20 protein-coding genes are annotated in these 24,148 nt (G+C 70.2%); 17 read left to right on the forward strand and 3 right to left on the reverse strand.

The features are described from left to right. Positions 1–2 precede the first annotated feature (2 nt). From BMZ92_RS29485 to BMZ92_RS29520, 8 genes are all read left to right on the forward strand, one after another. Positions 3–1,223 carry an ROK family transcriptional regulator gene (locus BMZ92_RS29485; protein ID WP_091514194.1) on the forward strand — a complete coding sequence of 407 codons (1,221 nt, stop codon included), beginning with the start codon at positions 3–5 and terminating at the stop codon, positions 1,221–1,223. Positions 1,224–1,327: 104 nt separating this feature from the next. Continuing rightward, entirely contained in the window at positions 1,328–2,602 is a 1,275-nt protein-coding gene (locus BMZ92_RS29490) for an MFS transporter (protein WP_091514197.1), read from the forward strand. A gap of 29 nt (positions 2,603–2,631) precedes the next feature. Beyond that, on the forward strand, positions 2,632–4,302 hold the full coding sequence (locus BMZ92_RS29495) for a GMC oxidoreductase (RefSeq protein ID WP_091514199.1): 1,671 nt from the start codon (positions 2,632–2,634) through the stop codon (positions 4,300–4,302). Positions 4,303–4,314: 12 nt separating this feature from the next. Next, positions 4,315–4,779, forward strand: a complete 465-nt coding sequence (locus BMZ92_RS29500) for a C-glycoside deglycosidase beta subunit domain-containing protein (protein ID WP_091514201.1) — start codon at positions 4,315–4,317, stop codon at positions 4,777–4,779. Next, entirely contained in the window at positions 4,779–5,903 is a 1,125-nt protein-coding gene (locus BMZ92_RS29505) for a sugar phosphate isomerase/epimerase family protein (protein ID WP_218153571.1), read from the forward strand. The genes BMZ92_RS29500 and BMZ92_RS29505 overlap by 1 nt, the downstream gene beginning before the upstream one ends. Next, on the forward strand, positions 5,900–7,069 hold the full coding sequence (locus BMZ92_RS29510) for a lactonase family protein (RefSeq protein ID WP_091514203.1): 1,170 nt from the start codon (positions 5,900–5,902) through the stop codon (positions 7,067–7,069). Before BMZ92_RS29505 ends, BMZ92_RS29510 begins: the two co-directional genes overlap by 4 nt. Beyond that, entirely contained in the window at positions 7,066–8,148 is a 1,083-nt protein-coding gene (locus BMZ92_RS29515) for a Gfo/Idh/MocA family protein (RefSeq protein ID WP_091514206.1), read from the forward strand. Before BMZ92_RS29510 ends, BMZ92_RS29515 begins: the two co-directional genes overlap by 4 nt. After that, complete coding sequence (locus BMZ92_RS29520; protein WP_091514208.1) at positions 8,145–9,152, forward strand: sugar phosphate isomerase/epimerase family protein; 1,008 nt, start codon at positions 8,145–8,147, stop codon at positions 9,150–9,152. The genes BMZ92_RS29515 and BMZ92_RS29520 overlap by 4 nt, the downstream gene beginning before the upstream one ends. A 258-nt stretch (positions 9,153–9,410) precedes the next feature. Here the strand turns inward: BMZ92_RS29520 and BMZ92_RS29525 are convergent, their stop codons facing one another. Together BMZ92_RS29525 and BMZ92_RS29530 are read right to left on the reverse strand one after the other, a co-directional pair. Then, on the reverse strand, positions 9,411–9,869 hold the full coding sequence (locus BMZ92_RS29525; protein ID WP_218153572.1) for an ASCH domain-containing protein: 459 nt from the start codon (positions 9,867–9,869) through the stop codon (positions 9,411–9,413). A gap of 106 nt (positions 9,870–9,975) precedes the next feature. Further along, positions 9,976–12,030, reverse strand: coding sequence for a GNAT family N-acetyltransferase (locus BMZ92_RS29530; protein WP_091514212.1), 2,055 nt, complete (start codon positions 12,028–12,030; stop codon positions 9,976–9,978). 523 nt (positions 12,031–12,553) lie between these two features. On the opposite strand from BMZ92_RS29530, the gene BMZ92_RS29535 reads away from it, so the two are divergent. The 3 genes from BMZ92_RS29535 (at position 12,554) to BMZ92_RS29545 (ending at position 16,084) form a co-directional block, all read left to right on the forward strand. Then, positions 12,554–13,378 (forward strand): IclR family transcriptional regulator, encoded by an 825-nt coding sequence (locus BMZ92_RS29535; protein WP_177228924.1) that lies wholly within the window; start codon positions 12,554–12,556, stop codon positions 13,376–13,378. 495 nt (positions 13,379–13,873) lie between these two features. Further along, positions 13,874–15,367, forward strand: coding sequence for a sugar transferase (locus BMZ92_RS29540; protein WP_218153573.1), 1,494 nt, complete (start codon positions 13,874–13,876; stop codon positions 15,365–15,367). A 66-nt stretch (positions 15,368–15,433) separates the two neighbouring features. Then, a complete protein-coding gene (locus BMZ92_RS29545) occupies positions 15,434–16,084 on the forward strand; it encodes a PIG-L deacetylase family protein (protein ID WP_177228925.1) in 651 nt (216 codons plus the stop codon). Here the strand turns inward: BMZ92_RS29545 and BMZ92_RS29550 are convergent. Beyond that, positions 16,065–16,616: a dTDP-4-dehydrorhamnose 3,5-epimerase family protein gene (locus tag BMZ92_RS29550; RefSeq protein ID WP_091514219.1), complete on the reverse strand. Its 552-nt coding sequence runs from the start codon at positions 16,614–16,616 to the stop codon at positions 16,065–16,067. The two genes, BMZ92_RS29545 and BMZ92_RS29550, sit on opposite strands and share 20 nt — an antisense overlap. 37 nt (positions 16,617–16,653) lie before the next feature. On the opposite strand from BMZ92_RS29550, the gene BMZ92_RS29555 reads away from it, so the two are divergent. The 6 genes from BMZ92_RS29555 (at position 16,654) to BMZ92_RS29580 (ending at position 24,135) form a co-directional block, all read left to right on the forward strand. Next, a complete protein-coding gene (locus BMZ92_RS29555; protein ID WP_245783327.1) occupies positions 16,654–17,748 on the forward strand; it encodes a class I SAM-dependent methyltransferase in 1,095 nt (364 codons plus the stop codon). Positions 17,749–17,928: 180 nt separating this feature from the next. Then, positions 17,929–19,188, forward strand: a complete 1,260-nt coding sequence (locus BMZ92_RS29560; RefSeq protein ID WP_091514222.1) for a class I SAM-dependent methyltransferase — start codon at positions 17,929–17,931, stop codon at positions 19,186–19,188. 4 nt (positions 19,189–19,192) lie between these two features. Then, positions 19,193–19,987, forward strand: a complete 795-nt coding sequence (locus BMZ92_RS29565) for a glycosyltransferase family protein (RefSeq protein WP_091514225.1) — start codon at positions 19,193–19,195, stop codon at positions 19,985–19,987. Then, positions 19,984–21,009: an NAD-dependent epimerase/dehydratase family protein gene (locus BMZ92_RS29570; RefSeq protein WP_091514226.1), complete on the forward strand. Its 1,026-nt coding sequence runs from the start codon at positions 19,984–19,986 to the stop codon at positions 21,007–21,009. Before BMZ92_RS29565 ends, BMZ92_RS29570 begins: the two co-directional genes overlap by 4 nt. 64 nt (positions 21,010–21,073) lie before the next feature. Further along, positions 21,074–21,970: a glycosyltransferase family 2 protein gene (locus BMZ92_RS29575; RefSeq protein WP_091514229.1), complete on the forward strand. Its 897-nt coding sequence runs from the start codon at positions 21,074–21,076 to the stop codon at positions 21,968–21,970. Further along, positions 21,967–24,135, forward strand: a complete 2,169-nt coding sequence (locus BMZ92_RS29580; protein ID WP_091514231.1) for a glycosyltransferase — start codon at positions 21,967–21,969, stop codon at positions 24,133–24,135. The genes BMZ92_RS29575 and BMZ92_RS29580 overlap by 4 nt, the downstream gene beginning before the upstream one ends. The last annotated feature ends 13 nt before the right edge of the window (positions 24,136–24,148 follow it).

Genomic DNA, 24,148 nt, shown 5'->3' on the forward strand with positions numbered 1-24,148 from the left:
GCATGGGTCGTCGGCAGGACACGTCCGGATGGGGCGGCAACGGTCGCAGCGGCAGCGTCGCCCGCGTTCTGGAAGCGCTGCGCAGCGACGGGCCATCCTCGCAGGCGGCGCTGGCCCGCCGCACCCGTCTGTCGCCGGCGACCATCAACAACATCGTCAAACAGCTGCGCGCCGAAGGAGCCGCGGAAATCCGCCCGGTCAACGGCCGGGAGTCCGTGGTCTCCCTGGTGTCCAGCCGCGGCGTGGTGGTCTCGGTCCAGGTCAACGTCACGTCGCTGCACGCGGCGCTGTTCGACTTCGTCCACCGCGCACGGTATGACGTCACGATCCCGTTCAGCCCCGGCCACGAGGGTGGCAGCCCCGCGCGGGTGATCGAGGTGGTGCGGTCGCTCGTCGCCGAGGCCGGTCTGGAGACGGGCGATCTGACGGGCGTGGCGGTCGGCATGCAGGCGCCGATCGCCCGCCCGACCGGGGTGGTCACCTCCTGGGCGCGTCTGCAGCTGCCCCGGTGGAAGGACGTGGTCGTCGCCGATCATCTCGGTGCCGAGCTGGGAGTTCCGGTCGTGGCGGACAACGACGCCAACCTGGCCGCGCTCGCCGAGTGGACCTGGGGCGCCGGGCAGGGGACTGACACGTTCCTCTACGTCCTGTCGTCGGAGCAGGTCGGCGGCGGTTTGGTGCTCGGCGGCCGCATCCACCGCGGCGGGGACGGCCTGGCCGGCGAGATCGGGCACGCGGTTCTCGAACCCGGCGGCCCGGTGTGCTTCTGCGGCAACCGCGGTTGCCTCACGACGTTCGTGGCCGAGCGCCCGATCCTGGCGACCCTGGAAGCGGCCGCGGGCGCCCGGGCCTCCTCGCTGGCCGACGTCATCGCCGCCGCGCGGGGCGGCGATCCGGCCTGTGCCCGCGTCCTGTTCGAGGCCGGCCGTCACCTCGGGCGAGCGTTCGCCAACGCGGCCAAACTCGTGGCACCGTCCGTGATCGCCGTCGGGGGTCTGCTTGGCGAAGCCGGGGAGCTGGTGTTCGACGGCCTGAACTCTTCGGTCGAGATCAGCAACCTGCGTACGGTGGCGCCTACGCTGTCGGTCCAGCTCGCCCGGCTGGGAGCTGACGCCACTTTGCTCGGCGGGCTCGCCGCCATGATGGACCACCTCGGACAGGGTCTCAGCGTCCTTCCCGAGTGGGCGAAGACGACTTCCGCGGCTCGATCATTCAGCAACTGAACGTTTTTCGCGCTCTTTGTTGACTTCACGCTGAACGTTCTTACGATGACGTCATCTGCTTCCCCGGACAACGTTCATCGTCCGAACGGTTCAAAGGAATCTCAATGATGAGAACGTCCACGCTGCCGGCGACCACGCCGGGCAGCGGCACCAAGATCGTCTTCGCCCGCCTGACCCTCATGATGCTGCTGGAGTTCGTCGTCTTCGGCTCCTGGTTCGCCACACTGGGCCTGGTCCTGGCGACCTACCAGCTGCCGGCCATCATCGGCACCGCGTACTCGCTGGCCGCGGTCGCGGCCATCGTGTCCCCGATGTTCCTGGGCGCGATCGGGGACCGGTTCCTCGCCTCGCAGAAGAGCCTCGGCCTGGCGCACCTCGCCGGTGGCGTGGTGATGGTGTTCCTGCCGGCCGTGGTGGAGGCTGGCAACGGTGGCCTCGCCCTCGCCCTCATCTTCGTGTACTGCCTGTTCTTCCAGCCGACACTGGGCCTGACGAACGCGATCGCGTTCCGGCACCTCGGCGCCAACAACCGCTGGTTCCCCTACATCCGGGTGTTCGGCACGTTCGGCTGGGTGCTGGCCGGACTCGGCGTCGGTGCGCTCGGGCTGTCGGCCTCGGTGGGCATGTTCACCGTCACCGCGATCGTCAGCTTCGTGTTCGGTCTGTACTCGTTCACCCTGCCGGCCACGGCGCCTGCCGCGAAGGGGGTGCGGTTCTCGATCGGTGACGTGATCGGCTCGAAGGCGTTCGCGATGTTCCGGCACCGCAACTTCACTGTGCTGATCATCTGCGCCTTGCTGACGTCGATCTCACTCGGGGTCTACAACACCTACGCCTCGCCGTTCCTGGGTGCGCTGGGCATCCAGAACGTGGCCGGGGTCCTGGCCATCGGGCAGGCGGCCGAGGTGCTGTTCATCATCACGATCCCATTCGTGCTCAAGCACATCGGGATGAAGTGGGCCCTGCTGATGGGCATGGTGACGTGGGGCATCCGGTTCGGTGTGCTCATCGCCGCCGCCGGTGACCACTGGCTGGCGATCTTGGCCGTGGCGTTGCAGGGCATCTGCCAGGACTTCTTCCTGGTCCTCGCGGCGATGTACATCGGCGAGATCGCCCCGGCCGAACTCGCGAACCAGGCGCAGACGATGTTGATCGCGGTGGTGTCGGGCTTCGGGCAGCTGATCGGGGCGCTCGTGTCCGGCGAGATCTACGACTCGGTCGTGGCGTCTGATCCGTCGGCGGGCCCGTCGGCGTGGACTCCGATGTGGATCGTCCCGATCGTAAGCGCGGTGATCACCGCGATCGTCTGGGCGAGCTTCTTCCGCCACGGCCGCAAGGACAAACCCGTGCCGTTCGTCCCCGCCGCGACGGCAGGCTGAACCCGGCATCCAGAAGAAACGGAACAAGAATGAGCACCACACCGAACAAGCGCTACGACGCACTCGTCGTCGGCTCGGGCGCCGCGGGCAGCATCGCGGTCAAGGAGCTGACCGAGCGCGGGATGGACGTCCTGCTGCTGGAAGCCGGGCGGGACATCACCGAGGCCGATTTCGTCCCGCAACCCCCGAAACCACCCGCGGCGATGAGCATCGACCTGGGCGCGCGCCTGCGTGCGGTGCTCAAGGGCCAGTACATCCAGGCGCGACGCGCGATGTACCAGGAACAGAAGAACCCGTTCCTGGTCAACGACCTCCAGCACCCCTACTCGACCCAGGGCGGGGGCTTCCTGTGGATCCGCGGGCAGCAGCTGGGTGGGCGCCTGCACTCCTACGGGCGCGTGCTGCTGCGGGCCTCCGACCACGAGTTCAAGGGCGCCAGCATGGGGCTCGGCGGCGAGGACTGGCCGATCTCCTACGCCGATCTCGCGCCCTACTACGACCGGATCGAGGAGTTCATCGGCCTGTACGGGACCGATGAGGGCATCACGAACCTGCCGGACGGCAAGTACCGTGGTACGTCGTTGCTGACCGAGGCCGAGAAGCACTTCAAGAGCACGGTCGAGGCCCGCTGGTCCGGCCGGCGCGTGGTGCCCTGGCGGTACGCGGCGCCCAACCCGCACCGGGTCCCGCTGGGCATCGTGGCCGCCCGGGCGACCGGCCGCCTGACCACCCGCACGGATGCGATCGTGCGCCGCGTCACGCTCGACCCGAAGACCGGGAAGGCGAACGGTGTCGTGTTCGTCGACCGGCACACGAAGAAGGAACACCGCGCCCAGGCCGACGTCGTGCTGCTGTGCGCCTCCACCATCGAGTCGGTGCGGCTGCTACTCAACTCCGCCACCGACGGCCACCCCGACGGGCTCGCGAACTCCTCGGGCCTGCTCGGCCGCTACTTCATGGACCAGACCCCGAGCCTGCTGTTCGGCCACGACCCCCACCACCCTGGGTTCGAGACGATCGACCCGGCGCCGCCGGACCCGTACTACCCGCCGGTCGGTGGCGTGTACATCCCGCAGTTCGACAACGTCGAGGAGATCACCAACACCCGCTTCGCGCACGGCTGGGCGATGCAGGGCACTGTCGGCAGGCTGCCCGTCCCCGAGGGCAGTCCGGGCACGGTCGGGCTCATGGGGTTCGGTGAGATGCTGCCGTACCGGGACAACCGGATCACTCTGCACCCGCGCCGCAAGGACGCCTGGGGAATCCCGATCCCGCGGATCCGGCTGAGCATCACCGACAACGAGCGTGCCCTGATGCGGGCGCAGGTCGCGGGCCTGCGCGACATGGCCGAGGCCAGCGGGTTCCGGGTGAACTTCGCCGGATCCGCGCTGGGGCTCGACTCGCGCAAGGTGTGGCCGGACGCCGACCCGCTCAGCCGGGCGATCTTCCTCCTCGGCTTCAAGAAGAGCATGGCGATGGGCGCCGCCATCCACGAGTGCGGTGGTGCCCGCATGGGCTCGGATCCGAAGACCTCGGTGCTCAACGCCTACAACCAGACCTGGGACGTGCCCAACCTGTTCGTCACTGACGCCAGCTCCTACGTCACCAACGGCGCCGTGGGCCCGACGCTGACGATCATGGCCCTCACCGCCAGGGCCTGCGAGTACATCGCCGACCAGCACGCCACCGGCGCACTGTAGAGGAGCCACCCGATGTTCGAGAACTTCCTGATCCGCGAGGACAGCCTGCGCAACGACCGCCGCGACGGCGAGGTTGTCGGCTTTTCCCTGGCCGCCCGCAACGCCAACTACCGAGGCGTGTACCTGTCCCTGCACAACGGCTACTACCTCGAGGTCGACGGCGTCGATTACCCGGTGAGCGCCCAGACCTTCGAAATCAACGGCAAACCCCCGCGCGGCTTCGACGAAATCCGCACCGCGGTGTGGGAGCACTGGGACTACGACGACGAGGGGATCCTGCACGTCGCCGCACCCGGTGGCCTGGCACCGGGGAAGCACACGATCCGGTTCCAGCAGTCTGTTCTCGCCGCCTACGGGTACCAACCCACCGACGAGGAATGGGTGAAGAACCCGCCCAAACCCGGATCCGGGGCCGGCTCGGACAAGGCGCCGCAGATCATGACCTACACCCTGACGCTGACCGAGGAGGAGCACTGATGACCATCCAGCGCGGGGTGTCGCTCTACAGCTACCAGCAGGCCCAGTTCTTCAAGGACCTCGACCTGCACGCCGAGATCCGGGAGGTCGGGCAGAACCTCGACGGCGCCGACGGCATCGAGATCGTCGACGAGATGTCCCTGCGCTACCCCGACCCGGGCGAGGAGTTCGTGCGCCAGTGGTTCGAGTGGATGCAGGCTTACGGCACGCGGCCGGTCGCGATGGACGTCGGTATGGACGTGCTGCAGTTCCGCGACCACGTGATGACCATCGAGGAGTGCGCCGACCGGCTCCGCCACGACCTCCACCTCGCCCAACGCCTCGGGTTCGGCTGCGTGCGCGTCCTGTCGGTCGTACCGATCGACGTGCTCACCGCCGCGCTCCCGCTGGCCGAGGAGCTGGACATCCGCCTCGGCAAGGAGATCCACCAGCCGATGCCGCTGGAAGGCAAGCAGGTCGGCGAGATCCTCGACGTCATCGAGCGCACCGGCACCCGCCACCTCGGCATCGTGCCCGACCTCGGCATCTTCCAGTTCCGCCCGTCCGAGGTGCAGCTGGCGTGGTTCGGCCGCCGCGGGGCACAGGCCTCGGCCCGCGATGCCGCGGTCGACCTGGCCGACCAGCTGCACCGGCACGAGGCGCCGTTCGGATTCGTCGACCTGTCCTACAGCACCGCCGGCAACCTGCGCAGCGACTTCCGCCGGTTCCTCACCACGGGCGAGTGCGACCCCGCGTTCACCGACACCTTCCACGGCCTGCGCAAGTACACCGAGGAGCGTGTCGAGAACCCGCAGGAGATCGACTACACCGTCGTCGCCGAGGCCATCATGCTCTCCGACACCAAGGCCGACACGCTGCGCGAACTCGCTCCGCACGTCACCCACGTCCACGGCAAGTTCAACAACATGTCGCCCGTACCCGGGCAACCCGGCCGGTTCCAGGAGCTGTCCATCGACTACGAGGCAGCGATCGGCGCGCTCAAGGCCGGCGGGTTCGACGGCTACATCAACTCCGAATACGAGGGGCAGCGCTACTTCCAGGACAGCGGCCGCGAAGACCTCGCCGACGAGGTGGACCAGGTCCGGCGGCACCAGGAAATGCTGGGAAGGTTGCTGGCGGCATGAAACTGGTGGCCTACATCGGTTCCTACCGCGACGAGTCCGGCGACGGCGGCGGCATCACCGTGCTCGCCGTGAGCCGCGACGGCCGGTCCCTGACCCCGGTGAGCCAGGTGCCCGAGCCCAGGGAAGCCGGTTACCTCGCCTACCTCGACGGCACCCTGTACGCGGTCGACGAACGCAAAACCGACGGCCGGGGACCGGTCGAACCAGCGGCGAGCGTGCACGCGTTCGCCGTCGACCCGCGCGACGGCAGCCTGACCTGGCTGAACTCCCGGCTCGCGCCCGGACCCCGGCCCACCTTCCTGAGCACGGACGGGCGGGTCCTGGTCACCGCCAACCACGGCGACTTCGACCACGTCGAACACGTGGTGCGCACCCCCGACGGCGGGTGGACCGTCGAGTACCTCTACGACGACTCCACCGTCATCCTCTACGGCCTGGAGGACGACGGGCGCCTCGGCGAGATCCGGGACCTGCACGTCCTGACCGGGCACGGCAAGGACCCCAACAGTTCACCCCAGGCGGGCGGGCACGGGCAGGCCAGCCCGCACGCGCACTGCGCCGTCATCGACCCCTCCGGCCGCCACGTGCTCGTCTGCGACAAGGGCACAGACCGGATCCTGGTCTTCGCCCTCGGCGACACTCTGGAGCTGGAGTCCGCCTACGCCTTCGAGGAGGAGACCGGGCCGCGACACCTGGCCTTCGAGCCGGGCACCGGCCGGGTGTTCGTCACCTGCGAGTTCTCCTCCGAACTGGCGTCGTTCGACTTCGACGCGACGTCGGGAGCGCTGCGATTGCTGGACCGGGTGTCCACTGTGGCGTCCGGCTACCAGGGCCGCAACGAACCGGCTGAGGTCCGTGTCCACCCCAGCGGGGGCTATGTCTACGTCAACAACCGCGGCGAGGATTCACTGGCCTGGTTCCGCGCCGACCACGAGGGACGACTGCTCCGGCTCGGGCACGTGCCACTGGCACGCTCGGTCCACCCCGGTCTCGCGGCGCGCAGCTTCGCCTTCGACCCCACCGGAAGTTTCCTGCTGCTGGCCGACCGTCCCGCGGGACTCGTCCGCTCCTTCGCCGTCGACGCCGACGACGGCCAAGTCTGTCCACTCACGACGGTGGCCGTCGCCGAGCCGTCGTTCGTCGTCTTCGCGGAGGTGAGCGGATGAACGTGGTCATCCTGGGAACCGGAATGATCGGGGAGGTCCACCGCCGGGCGGCCGTCCTGGCGGGCGCGCGGATCATCGGCGCGATGGCCTCCACACCACGGCGTTCGGCGGAGGTCGCGCTGCGGTGGGGGACCGAACCGGTCCGTTCCCTCGACCAGCTGGCCCGGCTGGCACCCGATGTCGTGCACGTGTGCAGCCCCAACAGCCTGCACGCCGAGCACGTCGAAGCGGCCCTCGACGCCGGCGCGCACGTCATCTGCGAGAAGCCGCTCGCCGTCGGCAGGTCGCTCACCGAGCGCCTCGCCCGGTTGGCCGAGGAACGCGGCAAGGTCGCGACGGTGCCCTTCGTGTACCGGTTCCACCCCCTGGTGCGGGAGATCCGGGCGCGGGTCGTCGCGGGCGAGTTCGGGCGCTGGCAGCTGCTGCACGGCAGCTACCTGCAGGACTGGCTGCTGTCCCCTGAGGCCACCAGCTGGCGCGTCGACTCCGCGGCCGGCGGACCGTCCCGCGCCTTCGCCGACATCGGCTCGCATTGGTGCGACCTGATGGAGTTCGTGACCGGCGAACGCATCGCGACCGTCCTCGCGGCCATGACCACCACGGTGCCCGAACGCCCGATCCGGGGCTCGGTGCGCGCAGTGGACACCGAGGACGCGGCGACCGTGCTGTTCACCACCCACTCGGGTGTCCTCGGCTCCGTGACGGTCTCGCAGGTGTCCGCGGGCCGGAAGAACCGGCTGTGGTTCGAGTTCGACGGGCAGCACCGATCGGCGGTCTTCGACCAGGAGAACCCGGAGACCGTCTGGCTCGGCTCGGAAGCCTCGGCGGAAGTCCTCGCGCGGGGCGCCGATTCCGCCTCGGCCGAGCACCGCAGGCTGTCGACGTTGCCACCCGGCCACCCGCAGGGCTACGCGCAGTGCTTCGACAACTTCGTCGCCGACACCTACGCCACCATCCGCGGTGAGAAGCGCGACGGCCTGCCCACCTTCGCCGACGGCAACCGCTCGGCACACATCGTCGACGCCGTCGTCGAATCGGCACGAACCGGGCAGTGGACCCCGGTGCGGGAGGAATCATGAACCAGCCGGTCACGCTGTTCACGGGGCAATGGGCTGACCTGCCGCTGGAGGAGGTGGCGAAGCTCGCCGCAGGATGGGGCTACGACGGTCTCGAACTCGCCTGCTCCGGCGACCACCTCGACGTCTGGCGCGCCGCCGAGGACACGGACTACCTGGACAGCCGGCGCCGCATCCTCGACCAGCACGGGCTGAAACTGTTCGCCATCTCCAACCACCTCACCGGACAGGCCGTCTGCGACGACCCCATCGACTTCCGGCACGAAGCCATCGTCCGGCCGCGCGTGTGGGGGGACGGGAACGCCGAAGGCGTCCGGCGGCGGGCCGCGGAGGAGATGCGGCTGACCGCACAGGTAGCCCGCAAACTCGGCGTCGACACCGTCGTCGGATTCACCGGCTCGAAGATCTGGCCCTACGTCGCGATGTTCCCGCCCGTCCCGGAGTCCGTCATCGACGCCGGCTACGAGGACTTCGCTCGACGCTGGAACCCCATCCTCGACGTGTTCGACAGCGAGGGCGTCCGCTTCGCCCACGAAGTCCACCCCAGCGAAATCGCCTACGACTACTGGTCCAGTGTGCGCACCCTCGACGCCATCGACCACCGCGCCGCCTTCGGGTTCAACTGGGACCCCTCGCACATGATGTGGCAGAACATCGACCCGGTCGGCTTCATCTGGGACTTCCGCGACCGCATTTACCACGTCGACTGCAAGGACACCCGTCTCCGCCCACCCCACGGCCGCGCCGGTGTCCTCGGTTCACACCTGCCCTGGGGCGACCCGCGCCGCGGGTGGGACTTCGTCTCCACCGGCCACGGCGACGTCCCCTGGGAGGACGCGTTCCGGACCCTGCGCGCCATCGGATACACCGGCCCGATCTCCGTCGAATGGGAAGACGCCGGCATGGACCGCCTCCAGGGCGCCGCCGAAGCGGTCGGCTTCGTGCGCTCACTGTTGTGGCAGCCCCCGTCCGCGCGCTTCGACGCGGCCTTCGATCAGCGCCAGTAAGGTTGATCAGCGGTTGGTACTCGCTGGCTACCGCCAACGGCGGGTGAGAGGTGAGGTCACCCCGACGAATTCCTGGGAGTCCTCGACCCCGGCAGCCCTCTTCGTGGACGGCGCATGAGCACCACTGAGCATGGTAGCCCGATCGAATGCACCGAGCCCGTTACGCGGGTTCGCGGTTCGTGTTCCAGATAGAGCTGCGCAGCTGGACCGACGTCGGGCGTTCGAACGCGACACTCCGCGCGGTGGCGATCTGGCGATTCACGCGCCCGTGGCGACGAGGGTGTGAAGTGGTTCGGGGTCGTGCTCGGCGAGGTAGCGGTAGCTCTGCGGCGGCCGAAATGCAGCGTAGTCGCGGAGCCAGGCGAGTTCGTATGGCGTGTGGAGGCGCTGTGGTGAGTCGAGGGTCAGGCAAGTGCCGGCTTCGACGCCGGCGAGGTAGTTGTCGAACTCGGCGCGTGACAGTGCGAGGTTCTTCCGATGGCGCCGCCACAGTCGGGTGGGGGTGTCGGTGTGTACCGAGGTGAGCCGGGCGACGCCGACGACCGACATGATCGGGGCGCTGGCGTAGATGATGATGGTGGTACCGGGTTGGGCCGAGACCCGGGTTCGGCGGAGTTCCACGGTCTTGCTGCCGTCGAGGATGGCCTGGGCGAAGCGTGGGCGGAGCGACATGAGCAGTGGTCGTTCGTCGGTGCGCTCTGAGGCCTGCTTCGTCACAGCCGGTGACCTTACCGGGAGGGGAAGCGGTAGCTGACCCCTGGTGCGACCGGACATGAGGGGAACACTAGTTCGATTGATCGACATTGTCACGGGGCCGCGGCTGCTACTGCGTGCCGGTTCCCTCCCGGTAGATCTTGCCGAAGAGCTTGGCCGGGATGCGCCGGGTGCTCATGAACGCCGTGGGCCCTTCGCCCACTTGCTCGCGGTAGCGGTGGTAACGGCGCAGTGATACGGGTGCCCGGAAGATCTCCGTGTTGGAGATGCGGAGGGCTTCGGCTTGCTGGCGACCTCGTGCTGCGCGGGTGACCGCGGCCAGGTCGAACACGCCGTAGTAGGACAGCGCCGCATGCAGATTCTCCGGGCTGTCGATCATCAGCCCATCGAGCTGTGAGGCGGCGAAGAAGTGCCCGCTGCCGGTGCCCTTGCCTGTCGAGAGCCAGAGGACGCGTCCGGGCTCGGCGAGGGGGCTGTTGCCGACGCTGTGGTAATAGACGTGTTCCCGTCCCAGGGACAGTTGTGGGTCGCGGGGCACGATGCCGTCGGGGTACCCGAACAGCTCGTGCGCGTACCCGCTTCTGATCGGAACGACGAAGCAGGGCAGCTCGCTGTCCAGCAGTTTGGCTGGCCACCAGGCGTGCTCGAGCCTCGCCGCCGCGTGAGCGGTCAGGGCAGGGTTCAGGAGTGGCGCGGCACCGAGACCGGCGGCCCGGAGGGCGCCGTTGGCCGCGCTCACCACCTCGCGTGCAGTGCCGCAGACGTCGACGACGGGTGCGTACCAACGGCCGTCCACGTGGGTCATCAACTCGAAGTCGGCCGCTTGCTCGACCCGCAGTGCCAGGTGGGGGTCGGCGATCTCGACGAGGTTGGCCCCCGCCTCCCGTGCTTGTTGCTTGAACAGCCAGAGGAGGTGCCTGGCGAGCGTGTCGCCCATAGGGTGGTCGGCTACCCGCAGGAGGGGCACGGACCAGCGCTTGCCTTCGAGGTAGCCGCAGTACAGGGCGATCGCGCGACCGTCGTCGCCGTGAACCAGCCACGGTCCTTGTCCGCCTTGGATCAGTTGCTCAACACGTTCTTGCAGGTCGCGCTTGCGTTCGCCGCCGGTTTTCGCGAGGAAGGCCGCGAGTTCGCGTCTGAGTCCGGCCCCAGCTCGGGCGTGGCTGAAGCTGCTACCGGACAAGGCTACCTGGCGAAACGCTTCGGCGTTGGCGAGTTCGTCCAGGTGGAGGACCACGTAGGTCGGGGTCATGATCTTCATGCCGGTGAGGTTCCGGATGGCAGGGGCGAGGAGCTTGATCAGGCCCTCGTCCCACGTGAGGAACACGCTGAGGCCGGCAGCCGCCGCATGCGACACCTGCAACAAGTCGCTGCGGTCCTGCTCGGTTGCCGGGTATCCGGGCTCATCCGCGCGAATGACTTCCAGCAGCTGATCGTGCAGCGATTCTGCTGCGGCGCGGTCGGCATGGATCGTTGGGTAGGTGTCGATCGCTTGTACCAGGGGTTGCCGGCCGTCGCGGCTGGTGCGATCGAGCTCGGCGTGCATACCCGAGGTGATCACCAGCTGAAGCCGTCCCGCGAGATGGTCGGCGATGAGGAAGTCCGAGCGGTGCCGTCGTGCCGCAGGGGCGGCCAGATCGCGGACGATGTTGAGGTCAACCGCCGCCCGTAGCTCGACCGGCTGCTCGAACTCGGTGAAGAGGTCCGGATGACCGTGGTCCTTCCACCACACGGTCATGGGGGCTCGGTCGCGCCCCCGGCCTGTGGTTCGTGCCCGGGCTTTGAAGCCCAGGCTGGACCACGTCTGCTCGAGCCCGTAGTCGTCACGGCACTTGGCGCGAACGCCCAGCCGATCCTGGTGGCGGCGCGTGATCTCGTCGACGAGAGCACGAGCGACGCCGGTGCCACGTGCGTCCGGCTCGACGCACAGGTGGGTCAAGGAGACCTCGTTGCGGGGGAGGCGGTACAGGGCATATCCGATCAACGCACCGGCCCGCTCGTCGCGTGCAATGAGCAACCGCGATTGCTCCGCGGCCTCTTCGAACGCGGCGTAGGGCAACTGCCCCAGCCGGCCGATGAACCGGTTGCCGAGATCGATGACGGCCTGATAGCCGTCTCGATCCTCGGGCGCAAGTGGCACTACCTGGACCTGCGAATCGCCCATGAGGTTCAAGCATGGACGATCAGCGGCGCCGCGGAGCCAGAACAGTGATCAACCACCCAGTTGGCATAGTGAGTGAAGCGGGCCGGTTAGGCTGTCCAGCCGTTCTCGAACCGCGGATTCGTTCGCGCAATGCGCCGTGGGGAGCACGGTGGGGGAGCACCTTGGGAGCAGCCTTGCGTGCCGAGCGGACCGGAACGGTCCTCAACCGACCTGAACCAACCGCGCTGACCTGCAGGAGTCAGATTTCCGCAGGTCAGCGCGGTAGCGCGTACATAGTTCACACCGAAGAGGTCACTGGTTCGATCCCAGTATCGCCCACCCCCCGAACCCCGGGTTCGGAGTCCGAGTGACATCGGGTTCCAACCCGGGGTTTCGTCGTTTTGTTTCCCCCTTCGAAGTTCCTCACGCGGTCGGGTGAGGCGGCCGTGGCGGAGCGGCCTGTTCGGCGGCCCTTTTCCGGTATGCCCCAGGGCGCTACTATTCGAAACGCTTACTCTGCCCACTGAAACGAGGTGTGTGAGTCTTGTCGGCCGACCCCAACCTCGATCCCGAAGAAGGCGCCGGCGACGGGCCCCTCGCCGAAGATCGCGACTACTCGCTGCGTGCCGTGGACCGCGTCTGCGCGATCCTCGACCTGCTGCAGCAGTCCGTCGACGGTATCAGCCTGAACACGGTCGTCGAAGCCACCGGGATGCCCAAGTCCTCGGCCTACCGCTACCTGTGGACGCTGGAGGCCCACCGCTACGTCGAACGGGACGAGGAGACCGGCCTGTGCCGGCTGGGCCTGGGCTTCCTCGGGATGCAGTCCCGCCACCTCGAACTGCTGCGCGAGGTCGCGCGCCCGTGGCTGGAGAAGCTGCGTGACGAGTTCGGCGAGACCGCGAACCTGGGTGTGCTCGACAGCGACCGCATCATCTACGTCGACATCATCGAAAGCCGCCGCGGCGTGCGGCTCGCCGCGTCCCGGGGCGACCGGGACCCGTTGCACGCCACGGCACTGGGCAAGGCGATCGCCGCCCACCTGTCCGAGGAGCGGGTGCGGGACATCCTCGCCCGCTCGGGCATGCCCCGCCGCTCGGCCAACACCATCACCTCGGTGGAGGACTACCTCACCGAGCTGGAAACCGTCCGCAGCCTCGGCTACGCGGTGGACAACCTGGAGAACGAGGCCGACGGCCGCTGCGTGGCCGTGCCGCTGCTGGGCACCAGCGTGCCCGCCGCGATCAGCCTGAGCGCTCCCGCCGCGCGCTTCCCCGCGAAGGACGTGGGCCGGGCCGCCAAGGCTTTGCAGGACGTCGCGACGCGGATCATCTCGCGACCCCGCGCCCGCAGCAACGGCGCTGCCTGAACACCCCTGAGCAGGGAGGAACCCCGGCGCTCGGGGAGGGCGGATACTCGCGCCGGGGTTCCGGCCGGCTGCGCTGGTCAATGGCTGAAGAAGCGCACGCACCCGGCGGTTTTCCTATTCACGACCAGCTCTCGCTGACGGGTTCCATCGTCGTTGCCGCGCGTGCGCGACACAATGCTCCATTCGGGTTAAATCGAAACGGTGGTTTCAGCTACCGGCACTCACCGGATCGTGGTGGATTTACCGGCTACCTTGCGTGATTGTTCGCCGGTGGGTAACGGCTGCGCCGAACGGCGGGGTGCGGGGACGACCGTTGGGTGAGAAGCCGGATCTTGCTGGGGTTGACGCTGTAACGCGTGCCCGATCACCGCCGACTCCCGGGCTGATGGAACGCCGGGAAGCGGAACGTCACAGGCAATCTGGTTACTGAGCGTGACTAATTCGGGGACGAGCGGGACGCGGTGCGGTCCCCGCTGCCGGATGGCGGGAGGTCGGATGGAAGAGCCGGTGGGCAAGCGGGTTCCGGGTGCCCGAGGGGTGGCCCGGCTGCGGTTGCCACCCGCGTCCGCCGCCGGGACGGCGGAGGACGCACGGCCGCGCGCGGCCGGCACGTCCTGGGAGCGCCGGTACTCCGCCTTCGTGATCGGCGGGGACGTCGTCGCGACGCTGGTGGTGATCGCTTCCGCCGTGCTGGTGCTGGTCGAGCTCACCGGACGGCCGTACCTGCTGCACGCGTCGGGCACCACCGCCGCGGTCCTGTGCGCGCTGCCGTTCAACCGCGCGTGGAGCAGGCACGTGCTCGGCGAGGGGGCCGAGGAGTTCCGCAGGCTCGGCCGCGCCCTGCTCATGGCGGGCGTCGTCGTGGCGCTCGCCGGGCTGCTGTTCGGCGCGCTGGACGTGCAGCCGTGGGTGTTCGCGGTCGTGCCGCTGGTCGGGCTCGTGACGATGGTCCAGCGGTACACCCTGCGCCAGGTGCTGCACCACGCCCGCCACGTCCACGGCACGTGCATGCTGCCGGTGCTCGCGGCCGGTGCCCCGGGCAGCGTGCGGGACCTGATCGAGCGCACCCGCGCCGGCGCGCACGTCGGCTGGCGCGTCGAGGCGGTGTGCACCGACAGCGGCACGGGTGAGGTCGGCGGGGTGGCCGTCGCGGGGCGGCTGGACGAGGTCGCCGAGCAGGTGTGCCGCGGGGGCTACCGCGTGGTGGCCGTGACCTCCGACCCGTACTGGACGCCGAAGCGGCTGCAGCGGCTCGCGTGGGACCTCGAAGGCACGGGGGCCGAGCTCGTCGTCGCGCCGGTGCTGATGGAGGTCGCGGGGCCGCGGCTCAACGTGTCCGGGGTGCTGGGCATGCCGCTGCTGCGGGTCAGCGCCCCCGCCTTCACCGGCGTCCGCCGCGTGGTGAAGGAGATCTTCGACCGCGCCACGGCCGTCGCGGGGCTGCTGCTGATCTCGCCGGTCCTGCTGCTGATCGCGGTGCTGATCAAGCTCAACGACCGGGGCCCGGTGTTCTACCGGCAGCGCCGCGTCGGCCGGGACGGGCGCACCTTCATGATGATCAAGTTTCGCACCATGGTCGTCGGCGCGGACCGGATCCGCGACGAGCTGCTGACCGCGAACGAGGGTGCGGGCCCGCTGTTCAAGCTCCGCCGCGACCCCCGGGTGACGCGGGTGGGAGCGGTGCTGCGCCGGTACTCGCTCGACGAGCTGCCGCAGCTGTTCAACGTCCTCGGCGGCTCGATGTCGCTCGTCGGGCCGCGGCCGCCGCTGCCCGAGGAGACCGTGAGCTACGAACGCGCCGCGCGCCGCCGCCTGCTGGTCAAGCCGGGGCTCACCGGGCTGTGGCAGGTCAGCGGGCGCAGCGACCTGAGCTGGGACGAGAGCGTGCGGCTGGACCTGCGGTACGTCGAGGACTGGTCGCTGGCGCTGGACATGGTGATCCTCTGGAAGACGGCGAGGGCCGTCGTGAGCGGGCGGGGCGCCTACTAGGGCCAGCCGCTTCCCCACCACCACCCTCAACGGACACGCTCCGCGTGGCTTGCCTAATCTCAGCTGGTGCTTTCGCTCACCGCTCCCGAAATCCGGCACGTCGCGCTTCTCGGCGCGCACTGCGACGACCTGGCGATCGGCGCCGGGGGCAGCCTGCTGACGTTGTGCGAGGGGCGGCCGGAGCTGACCGTGCACGCGCTCGTGCTCAGCGGCGGGGGCACCGTGCGGGAGGACGAGGAACGCGCCGCGCTGGCCGACTTCTGCGCCCCGGCCCGCGTGGAGCTGACCGTGCTGTCCTTCCCCGACGGGCGGATGCCGGCGCACTGGCTGGAGGTCAAGCAGGCGGTGGCAGGGCTGCGGGAACGGGTCACCCCGGACCTCGTGTTCGCGCCGCACCGCGGCGACCGGCACCAGGACCACCGCCTGGTCGCCGAGCTGGTCCCGCAGGTGTTCCGCGACCAGCTCGTGCTCGGCTACGAGATCCTCAAGTGGGACGGGGATCTCGGGCAGCCCGCGGTCTTCCAGCCGCTGACCGGGGAGATCGCGCGCCGCAAGGCCGACCTGCTGGCCAAGCACTACCCGTCGCAGCACGGCAAGGACTGGTACGACGAGGACGCCTTCCTCGGCCTGGCCCGGCTTCGCGGGGTGCAGCAGCACACCCGCTACGCCGAGGGCTTCCACGTGGAAAAGCTCGCGCTCACGCTCGGCCGAGGCTGACCAGCAGGTCGCGCCACGACGGCGCCCGCGCGTCGCGCTCGCTGACGACGGTCACCGGCAGCGGCCACGCGATCGCCAGGTCCGGGTCGTCGTAACGCACCGCGATGTCCTCCGACGGGTCGTGCGGCCGGTCGATCCGGTAGCACACGTCGGCGGTCTCGGTGAGCGCCTGGAAGCCGTGCAGCATGCCCGGCGGGACGTAGAGGTGCGCGAACTCCGTGTCGTCGAGCCGGAATTCGAGGCGCCGCCCGAAGGTCGGGGAGTCCGGGCGGATGTCGACGACCGTGTCGAGCACCGCCCCGTGGGCGCACCGCACGAGCTTCGCCTCGCCGCGCCCCGAGCGCCCGTGCAGGCCGCGGACGACCCCGCGCCGCGAGCGGGACTGCGAGTCCTGTGCACGCTCGCCCAGTTCGATCCCGTGTTCCCTGGCGATCGCGGCGTCGAAGGTCCTGGTGAAGAATCCCCGCTCGTCGTGGTGGGGTCGCGGGCGCAACAAGTAGACTCCCGCGATCTCGGTCTCGCTCACCTGCACGGCTGAGTCGCTCCTGTCCGTCGTTCCGGAAGTTCTCGTGAGGGGAAAGCTGGTGCCATCTTGCCGGGCCTGTGGCGCGGTCGTCGGCGACGTCGTACTCGACCTCGGCGAGCAGCCACCGTGCGACCTGTTCCCGCCCGCCGCTGATCCCGGCCCCGATCCGGTGTTCCCGCTGCGGATGTGGTTGTGCGGGCGGTGTTCGCTCGCGCAGCTCGTGGAGGACCCGGGTACCGCGGAGGAACCCGCCGGGGTGGAGCCGAGGGCGTTGACCGAGCAGGCCGCCGACGCCGTCCGCGTGCTCACCGAGGCCGGGCTGGTGCGGCCCGGCGCCACCGTCGCCGAGTACGGCAGCCCGCACGGCGGTTCGTGGCTGCCCCTGCTGCGCGCGGCCGGCATGCGCGAGGCGGCGCCGGGGGAGCGGGCGGATCTGGTCGTCGACTGCTTCGGGCTGATGCACGAACCCGTGCAGGACAAGGCGATGGCGGAGCGTGCGGAGCGGCTGGCGCCGGGCGGGGCGCTCGTCGCGCAGTTCCACTCGCTCGCCTCGATCCTCGCGCAGGGGCAGTGGAACGCCTTGCGGCACGGGCATTTCGCGTACTACTCGCTGCCCGCGATGACCGCGCTCGCGCGGACGGCGGGGCTGGCGCCCGACCGCAGCTGGTCGTTCCCGCTCTACGGTGGGACCGTGCTGCTGGAGCTGCGGCCCGGCGCCCGGCCGGACCCGGAGACCCAACGCCGCGAACGGGCCGAGCTGGCCGCGGGGGTGACCGACGCCGCCACCGTCGCCGGGCTGGGCCGGGCGGCGGCCGACGGTGCCGCGCGGCTGCGGCGGGAGCTGGCGGAGCGGGTGCGCGGTGGAAAACGCGTGCTCGGCTACGGTGCCGCCTCGCGGACGATCGCGCTGCTGAACCGGGCCGGAATCGATCATGAACTCCTCCCGGCCATTGTGGACATTTCTACCGGCAAGCACGGGCGCAGAATGCCGGGGTGCAGAATTCCGATCACCGGGCCGGCCACCCTGAGGGGTGATCTTCCCGACGTCGTGGTGTTGTTCGTGCCGGACCTGTTGAGCGAGGTGAGAGAGTCCTTCCCTGAGCTGAAGGCCCAGGACACGGAATGGCTCCTGGCCTGACGTGGGGCCATTCGGGTGACCAGTGGTCCTGTGCTGGTTACGCAGAGCTTCAACTTTCAGCCAATTGGTCGTCTGTCTTCACCCGGTTGCCTGTAACGCTGCCGGCAGACATACCTATAGTCATGTTGACAAAAGTCCGGGCGCAGCCTGGGGGAGAGCGACGAGGAGTGCGCAGCGACCATGCTGAGGGGCGAGGGGCCGTCGTGCCGCCTGTGCGGGGCACGGGATCTGGAGAGCGTGGTCGACCTGGGTGCCAGCCCGCCGTGTGAGTCGTTCCTCACCGGGGTGCAGCTGGACGCCCCCGAATTGACGCACCCGCTGCATTTGCGGGTTTGCCCGAATTGTTTCCTCGTGCAGCTGCCGCCGTTGATCGACCCTGCGGAAACATTCACCGAATACGCCTATTTCTCGTCCTTTTCCCACTCGTGGCTCAAGCACGCCGAGGCGTTCGTCGGCACGGCGGTCGACCGGCTGGGGCTCACGGACTCGTCGTTCGTGGTGGAGGTCGCCAGCAACGACGGCTACCTGCTGCGCAACGTCGTCGACCGCGGCCTGCGGTGCCTGGGCATCGAGCCGTCCGTCAACGTCGGCGCCGCGGCGCGGGAGAAGGGCGTGCCGACGCTCACCGCGTTCCTCGACGCGGAGACCGGCGCGGCGGTCCGGCGTGAGCACGGGCCCGCGGACCTGGTGGTGGCCAACAACGTCTACGCGCACATCCCCGACGTGCTCGGCTTCACGCGGGGCCTGCGCGAGCTCGTCGCCGACGACGGCTGGCTGTCGATCGAGGTGCAGCACCTGCTCAGCCTCATCGAGCTGACCCAGTACGACACGATCTACCACGAGCACTTCCAGTACTACACGGTCGCCACCGCGCAGCGGGCGCTCGCGACCGCCGGCCTGGCGGTCGTCGACGTCGAGAAGCTGCCCACGCACGGCGGGTCGATCCGGCTGTGGGCCCGCCCCGAAGCCGTCGCGGGCGGGCCGAGCGAGCGCATGCGCGCCGTGCTGGCCGAGGAGGAGGCCGCCGGGCTGCACGAGCTGCGGGGCTACCGGGACTTCGCCGGCCGGGTCGAACAGGTCCGCCTCGCGCTGCTGGAGTTCCTGATCCAGGCGAAGCGGCGCGGGCAGCGGGTCGTGGGCTACGGCGCGCCCGGCAAGGGCAACACCCTGCTCAACCACTGCGGCATCCGGCCCGACCTGCTGCCGTACACAGTGGACCGCAACCCCTACAAGCACGGGCGCTACACGCCCGGCACCCGCATCCCGATCTCCGAGCCGGAGCGGATCGCGCGGGACCGCCCCGACTACGTGCTCGTGCTGCCGTGGAACCTGCGGGCCGAGCTAACCGAGCAGCTGCGGTACGTCGCCGAGTGGGGCGGCAGGCTCGTCTTCCCGATCCCGGAACTGGAGATCGTCACCCCCGAGGAGAAGGTGAACTGACATCATGAAGGTGGTGCTGTTCTGCGGTGGCTACGGCATGCGCATGCGCAACGGTCCCGCGGACGACGTGCCCAAGCCGATGCAGCTCGTCGGCCCGCGCCCGCTGCTGTGGCACGTGATGCGCTACTACGCCCATTTCGGGCACAAGGACTTCGTGCTGTGCCTCGGGTACGGCGCCCGGCACATCAAGGACTTCTTCCTGACCTACACCGAGACCGCGTCGAACGACTTCGTGCTGCGCGACGGCCGGGTCGAGCTGCTCTCCACCGACATCAGCGACTGGTCGATCACCTTCGTGCACACGGGCACCGAGTCTTCGATCGGGGAGCGGCTGCGCCGCGTGCGTGAGCACGTCGCGGACGAGGAGATCTTCCTCGCCAACTACGCGGACGTGCTCTCCGACGCCCCGCTGGACGAGATGATCGCGAACTTCCGGGCCGCCGACGCCGGTGCCTCGATGATGGTCGTGCCCCCGCAGTCCACGTTCCACTGCGTGGAGCTGGAGGGCACCAAGGTGCGCACGATCAGCTCCGCGGCGAGCCTGCCGGTGTGGGAGAACGCCGGGTTCTTCGTGCTGCGGCAGGAGATTTTCGACCACATTCCCGAAAACGGCGACCTCGTGGAGGACGCCTGTGGCACCCTCGCGGGCAAGGGCAGGCTGGTGGCCTACCCGTACCGCGGGTTCTGGCAGCCCGCCGACACGTTCAAGGAACGGGCCGCGCTGGACGCCGCGTACGAAAGCGGCGAGCGGCCGTGGATGCTCTGGGAGAAGAAGGCACCCGTGGGGGCGAGCGCGTGAAGGTACTGCTGACCGGACACCAGGGTTACCTCGGCACCGTGATGGCGCCCGTGCTGCGGGAGGCCGGGCACGAGGTCTTCGGGCTGGACTCGGGTCTGTTCGCCGAGTGCGTGCTGGGCCCGGAACCGGACGACCCGCCCGGCGAACCCGTGGACCTGCGGGACGTGACCGCCGACCGGCTCGCCGGGGCCGACGCGGTGATCCACCTCGCCGCCCTGTCCAACGACCCGCTGGGCTCGCTCAAGCCCGAGCTGACCTACGACATCAACCACGCCGCCTCCGTGCGGCTGGCGCGCCTGGCCAAGGACGCGGGCGTCCGCCGGTTCCTGTACGCCTCGACGTGCTCGGTGTACGGCGCGGCGGGGGAGGAGCTCGTCACCGAGGACGCCCCGCTGCGGCCGGTGACCCCGTACGCCGAGTCGAAGGTGCGCGTCGAGGACGACCTGCACGAGCTCGCCGACTCCGGGTTCAGCCCCGTGTACCTGCGCAACGCGACCGCCTTCGGCTTCTCGCCGCGGCTGCGGGCCGACATCGTGCTCAACAACCTCGTCGGGCACGCCGTGCTCACCGGAGAGGTGCGCGTGCTGTCCGACGGCACGCCGTGGCGGCCGCTGGTGCACGCGCTCGACATCGCCGCCGCGTTCCGGGAAGCGCTTTCCGCCCCTGTCGACGCGGTGCACGACCAGGCGTTCAACGTGGGCACCGAGGTCAACAACCTCACGGTGCGCCAGATCGCGGAGGCCGTGACCGAGGCGGTCCCCGACGCGAAGCTCGTCATCACCGGGGAAGCGGGTCCCGACCCCCGCTCCTACCGGGTCGACTTCTCCCGCATCCGCGCGGCGCTGCCGGGCTTCACCGCGGCGTGGAGCGTCCCGGACGGCGCGCGCGAGCTCGCCGACGCGTACACCCGCCACGGGCTCACACCCAACACGTTCGAGCAGCGTTTCACCCGATTGGCATGGCTGCGTGAACAGCGGGAACGGCAGCTGCTGGGAGATGATCTGCGGCGTCGCCGAACCTGAGCCGCCGCCAGGCGTCCGAGAAAATGTCTTCCCCGATAACCCCCGCCCGTGAGGAAACCAGCGCGTGACGACCATCGACTCCCCGCGTCCCGTCACCGGCGCCCCCCGGCCCGAGTACGAGAACCTCGGCGACGCGATCGCCCTGGCCGCCCGGCACACCCCGAAACGCCGTCTCGAACCCGCCGTGACCGTCGTCGTCCCTGCCAAGAACGAGGCAGCCAACCTGCGTGTGGTGCTGCCCGAGCTGCCCGAGGTGCACGAGGTCCTCGTCGTCGACGGGCACTCCGACGACGACACCGCCCGCGTCGCGCACGAGGTGCGGCCGGGCGTGCGGGTCATCCAGCAGACCCGGCGCGGCAAGGGCAACGCGCTCGCGTGCGGCTTCCTCGCGGCCACCGGCGACGTCATCGTCATGTTCGACGCCGACGGCTCCGCCGACCCCGCCGAGATCCCCCGCTTCGTGGACGCGCTCGTCGGCGGCGCCGACTTCGCCAAGGGCAGCCGGTTCGCGCCCGGCGGCGGCAGCCACGACATCACGGCGCTGCGCGCGGCCGGCAACTCGGGCCTCAACCGGCTGAGCAACACGCTGTTCAGCGGCGCCTTCACCGACCTGTGCTACGGCTACAACGCCTTCTGGCGGGACCTGGTGCCGCTCCTGGCGCTGCCGCCGGTGTTCGCCCCCGACGGGCCCGCGATGCGCTGGGGCGACGGGTTCGAGATCGAGACCGTGATCAACTGCCGGGTCGCCGCACTGGGGCTGTGGATCACCGAGGTGCCCAGCGTCGAGCGCGCGCGCATCCACGGCGAGACGAACCTGCGCACCTTCAGCGACGGCGGCCGGGTGCTGCGCACGCTCGTCGCCGAGTGGCAGCGGGTCGGCAAGCAGCGCCGCAGCCGCCGCTTCGGCACCTTCAACCCGTTGCCGCTGCCCGCCACCGAGAACGTGGGCGAGCCGGTATGAGTCCCACCGAACCCGCGCCGACCGTCGTCCTGTGCGCCTACACCGAGCGCCGCTGGGACGACCTGGTGGCGGGGCTGTCGTCGCTGCGGGCGCAGACCGTGCGGCCGGGCGAGATCATCCTCGTCGTCGACCACAACCCCGAGCTGGAGCGGCGGGCGGCGGCGGAGTTCCCCGACGTCCTCGTCGTGCCCAACGCGGGGCGGCGCGGCCTGTCCGGTGCCCGCAACACCGCGATCGAGCTGGCCAAGGGTGAGGTCGTCGCGTTCCTCGACGACGACGCGGTGCCCGAACCGGACTGGCTCGAGCAGCTGCTCGCCGGGTACCGGGATCCGCGCGTGCTCGCGGTCGGCGGCTCCGCGCGGCCGGTGTGGCCGGACGGCGAACGCAGCCCGCTGCTGCCCGCGGGCGGCGACGGCACGGGGGAGCTGGACTGGGTCGTCGGCTGCACCTACACCGGGCAGCCGACCTCGGAGACGCCGGTGCGGAACCTGATGGGCTGCAACATGTCCTTCCGCCGCGAGGCGTTCCAGCTCGCCGGGCTGTTCACCGAGGACCTCGGCCGCGTCGGGCGGACCCCGCTCGGCTGCGAGGAGACCGAGCTGTGCATCCGGCTGCACCAGGCCTCGCCCGGTTCGGTCGTGTTGTTCCGCCCGGAGGCCGTCGTGCGGCACCGCGTCACCCCCGACCGGCTCACGTGGGGCTACCTGCGCCGCCGGGGCTGGGGCGAGGGCGTGTCGAAGGCGCTGGTCTCGCGGTCCGTCGGCGCCGACGCGGCGCTGGCGACGGAACGGGACTACCTCAGCCGGGTCATCCCGGCCGCCCTGCTGCGGGAGCTGGGCCGCCTGCTGCGCGGGCGCGGCTCCGGCGCGCTGGGCGTGCTCGCGCTCTGCCTGGTCGTGGGCTCGACCGCCGCGGGTTACGCGCGCGGGAAGCTGTCGCGCCGCCGGCTGAAGCTGGGTGCGCCGCCCAAGCTCGTGCACGGGCCCATCCACGTGGCCACTGTGGACATCAACCGGATGCCGGCACAGCTGCCGGTGCCCGCCCGCGCGGTGGGGCACTACCGCGCCGCGCAGGTGCTCGTGCGGGACGGGGACCGGACCTTAGACGTGGTGCTGCTGCCGGTGCGCCGCGGGGTGGTGCGGCTGGACCTGCTCGGCTTCGGCACGCCCGCCGCGCCGGCCCCCAAGCCCGACTTCGAGCGGCCGCTGATCAGCGTCGTGATCCCGACGGCGCACCGCAAGCAGCAGGCGGTCGCGAGCGTGCGCGCCGCGCTGGCGGCGGGGTACCCGCGGCTGGAGATCCTGGTCGTGGACAACCTGCCCGACGGCGAACCCTGGCTGCGCGAGGAGGTGGAGGCGCTCGGCGCGCGGTACCTGGTGGAGCCGCGCAAGGGCGTGAGCGTCGCCCGCAACACCGGCGCCCGCGAAAGCAAGGGCGAGTTCATCGCGTTCGTCGACGAGAACATCAGGGTCGAACCGGGCTGGTTCGACGCCGTGGCCGAGGAGTTCGTCGCCGACCCGCAGGTCGGCTGCGTCACCTCCATGGTGCTGCCGGCGAGCCTGGAGACCGACGCCGAGGTGCTGTTCGAGCGGCTTAAGGGGTACAGCCAGCACGTGCGCCGCCAGCGGCTCGACCGCGAGACCGTGCGCGAGGACCCGCTGTACCCGCTGTCGCTCGCGCGTTACGGTCCCGGCAGCTGCACCACGTGGCGCCGTTCGACGTTCGAGAGCCTGGGCGGGTACGACCCGCTGCTGGGCGCGGGCACGCCCGCGATGGCGGGGGAGGACCTCGACCTGTTCGTGCGGCTGGCCCGCGCCGACGGCACCGTCGTCTACACGCCCCACGCCGTGGCGCGGCACACCCACCGCGCCGACTGGCTGGAGCTGCGGGAGCAGATGCGCGGCTACGGCGTCGGGCTCACCGCGATGCTGCTGCTGTCCGTGCTGCGCCGGCCGATCGGGGTGTTCTCGATCCTGCGGCGGATCCCGCGTGGTGCGGCCCGCCTCGCCGCCCGCACGCCCGAGCTGCCGCTGTCCGACCGCGCCGCGCGCTCGCGGCTGCGCCAGCTGCGCCGCGACGAGCGCTCCGGCATGCTCAGCGGGCCGGTCGCGCTGGCGAAGGCGTGGCGGCGGTACCGGTTCGGGGCCCGGTCGGGCCATCGGTAACCATAGGCAGGGG

It is taken from the genome of Amycolatopsis sacchari (assembly GCF_900114035.1).
GTDB classification, from domain to species: domain Bacteria; phylum Actinomycetota; class Actinomycetes; order Mycobacteriales; family Pseudonocardiaceae; genus Amycolatopsis_E; species Amycolatopsis_E sacchari.

Bases quoted from the DNA above. Each gene is read 5' to 3' on its own strand.
- BMZ92_RS29485 (WP_091514194.1), top strand. From the start codon at position 3: ATGGGTCGTCGGCAGGACACGTCCGGATGGGGCGGCAACGGTCGCAGC.
- BMZ92_RS29540 (WP_218153573.1), top strand. From the start codon at position 13,874: ATGGAAGAGCCGGTGGGCAAGCGGGTTCCGGGTGCCCGAGGGGTGGCC.
- BMZ92_RS29515 (WP_091514206.1), top strand. From the start codon at position 7,066: ATGAACGTGGTCATCCTGGGAACCGGAATGATCGGGGAGGTCCACCGC.
- BMZ92_RS29565 (WP_091514225.1), top strand. From the start codon at position 19,193: ATGAAGGTGGTGCTGTTCTGCGGTGGCTACGGCATGCGCATGCGCAAC.
- BMZ92_RS29520 (WP_091514208.1), top strand. From the start codon at position 8,145: ATGAACCAGCCGGTCACGCTGTTCACGGGGCAATGGGCTGACCTGCCG.
- BMZ92_RS29580 (WP_091514231.1), top strand. From the start codon at position 21,967: ATGAGTCCCACCGAACCCGCGCCGACCGTCGTCCTGTGCGCCTACACC.
- BMZ92_RS29530 (WP_091514212.1), bottom strand. From the start codon at position 12,030: ATGGGCGATTCGCAGGTCCAGGTAGTGCCACTTGCGCCCGAGGATCGA.
- BMZ92_RS29510 (WP_091514203.1), top strand. From the start codon at position 5,900: ATGAAACTGGTGGCCTACATCGGTTCCTACCGCGACGAGTCCGGCGAC.
- BMZ92_RS29495 (WP_091514199.1), top strand. From the start codon at position 2,632: ATGAGCACCACACCGAACAAGCGCTACGACGCACTCGTCGTCGGCTCG.
- BMZ92_RS29560 (WP_091514222.1), top strand. From the start codon at position 17,929: ATGCTGAGGGGCGAGGGGCCGTCGTGCCGCCTGTGCGGGGCACGGGAT.
- BMZ92_RS29505 (WP_218153571.1), top strand. From the start codon at position 4,779: ATGACCATCCAGCGCGGGGTGTCGCTCTACAGCTACCAGCAGGCCCAG.
- BMZ92_RS29490 (WP_091514197.1), top strand. From the start codon at position 1,328: ATGATGAGAACGTCCACGCTGCCGGCGACCACGCCGGGCAGCGGCACC.
- BMZ92_RS29500 (WP_091514201.1), top strand. From the start codon at position 4,315: ATGTTCGAGAACTTCCTGATCCGCGAGGACAGCCTGCGCAACGACCGC.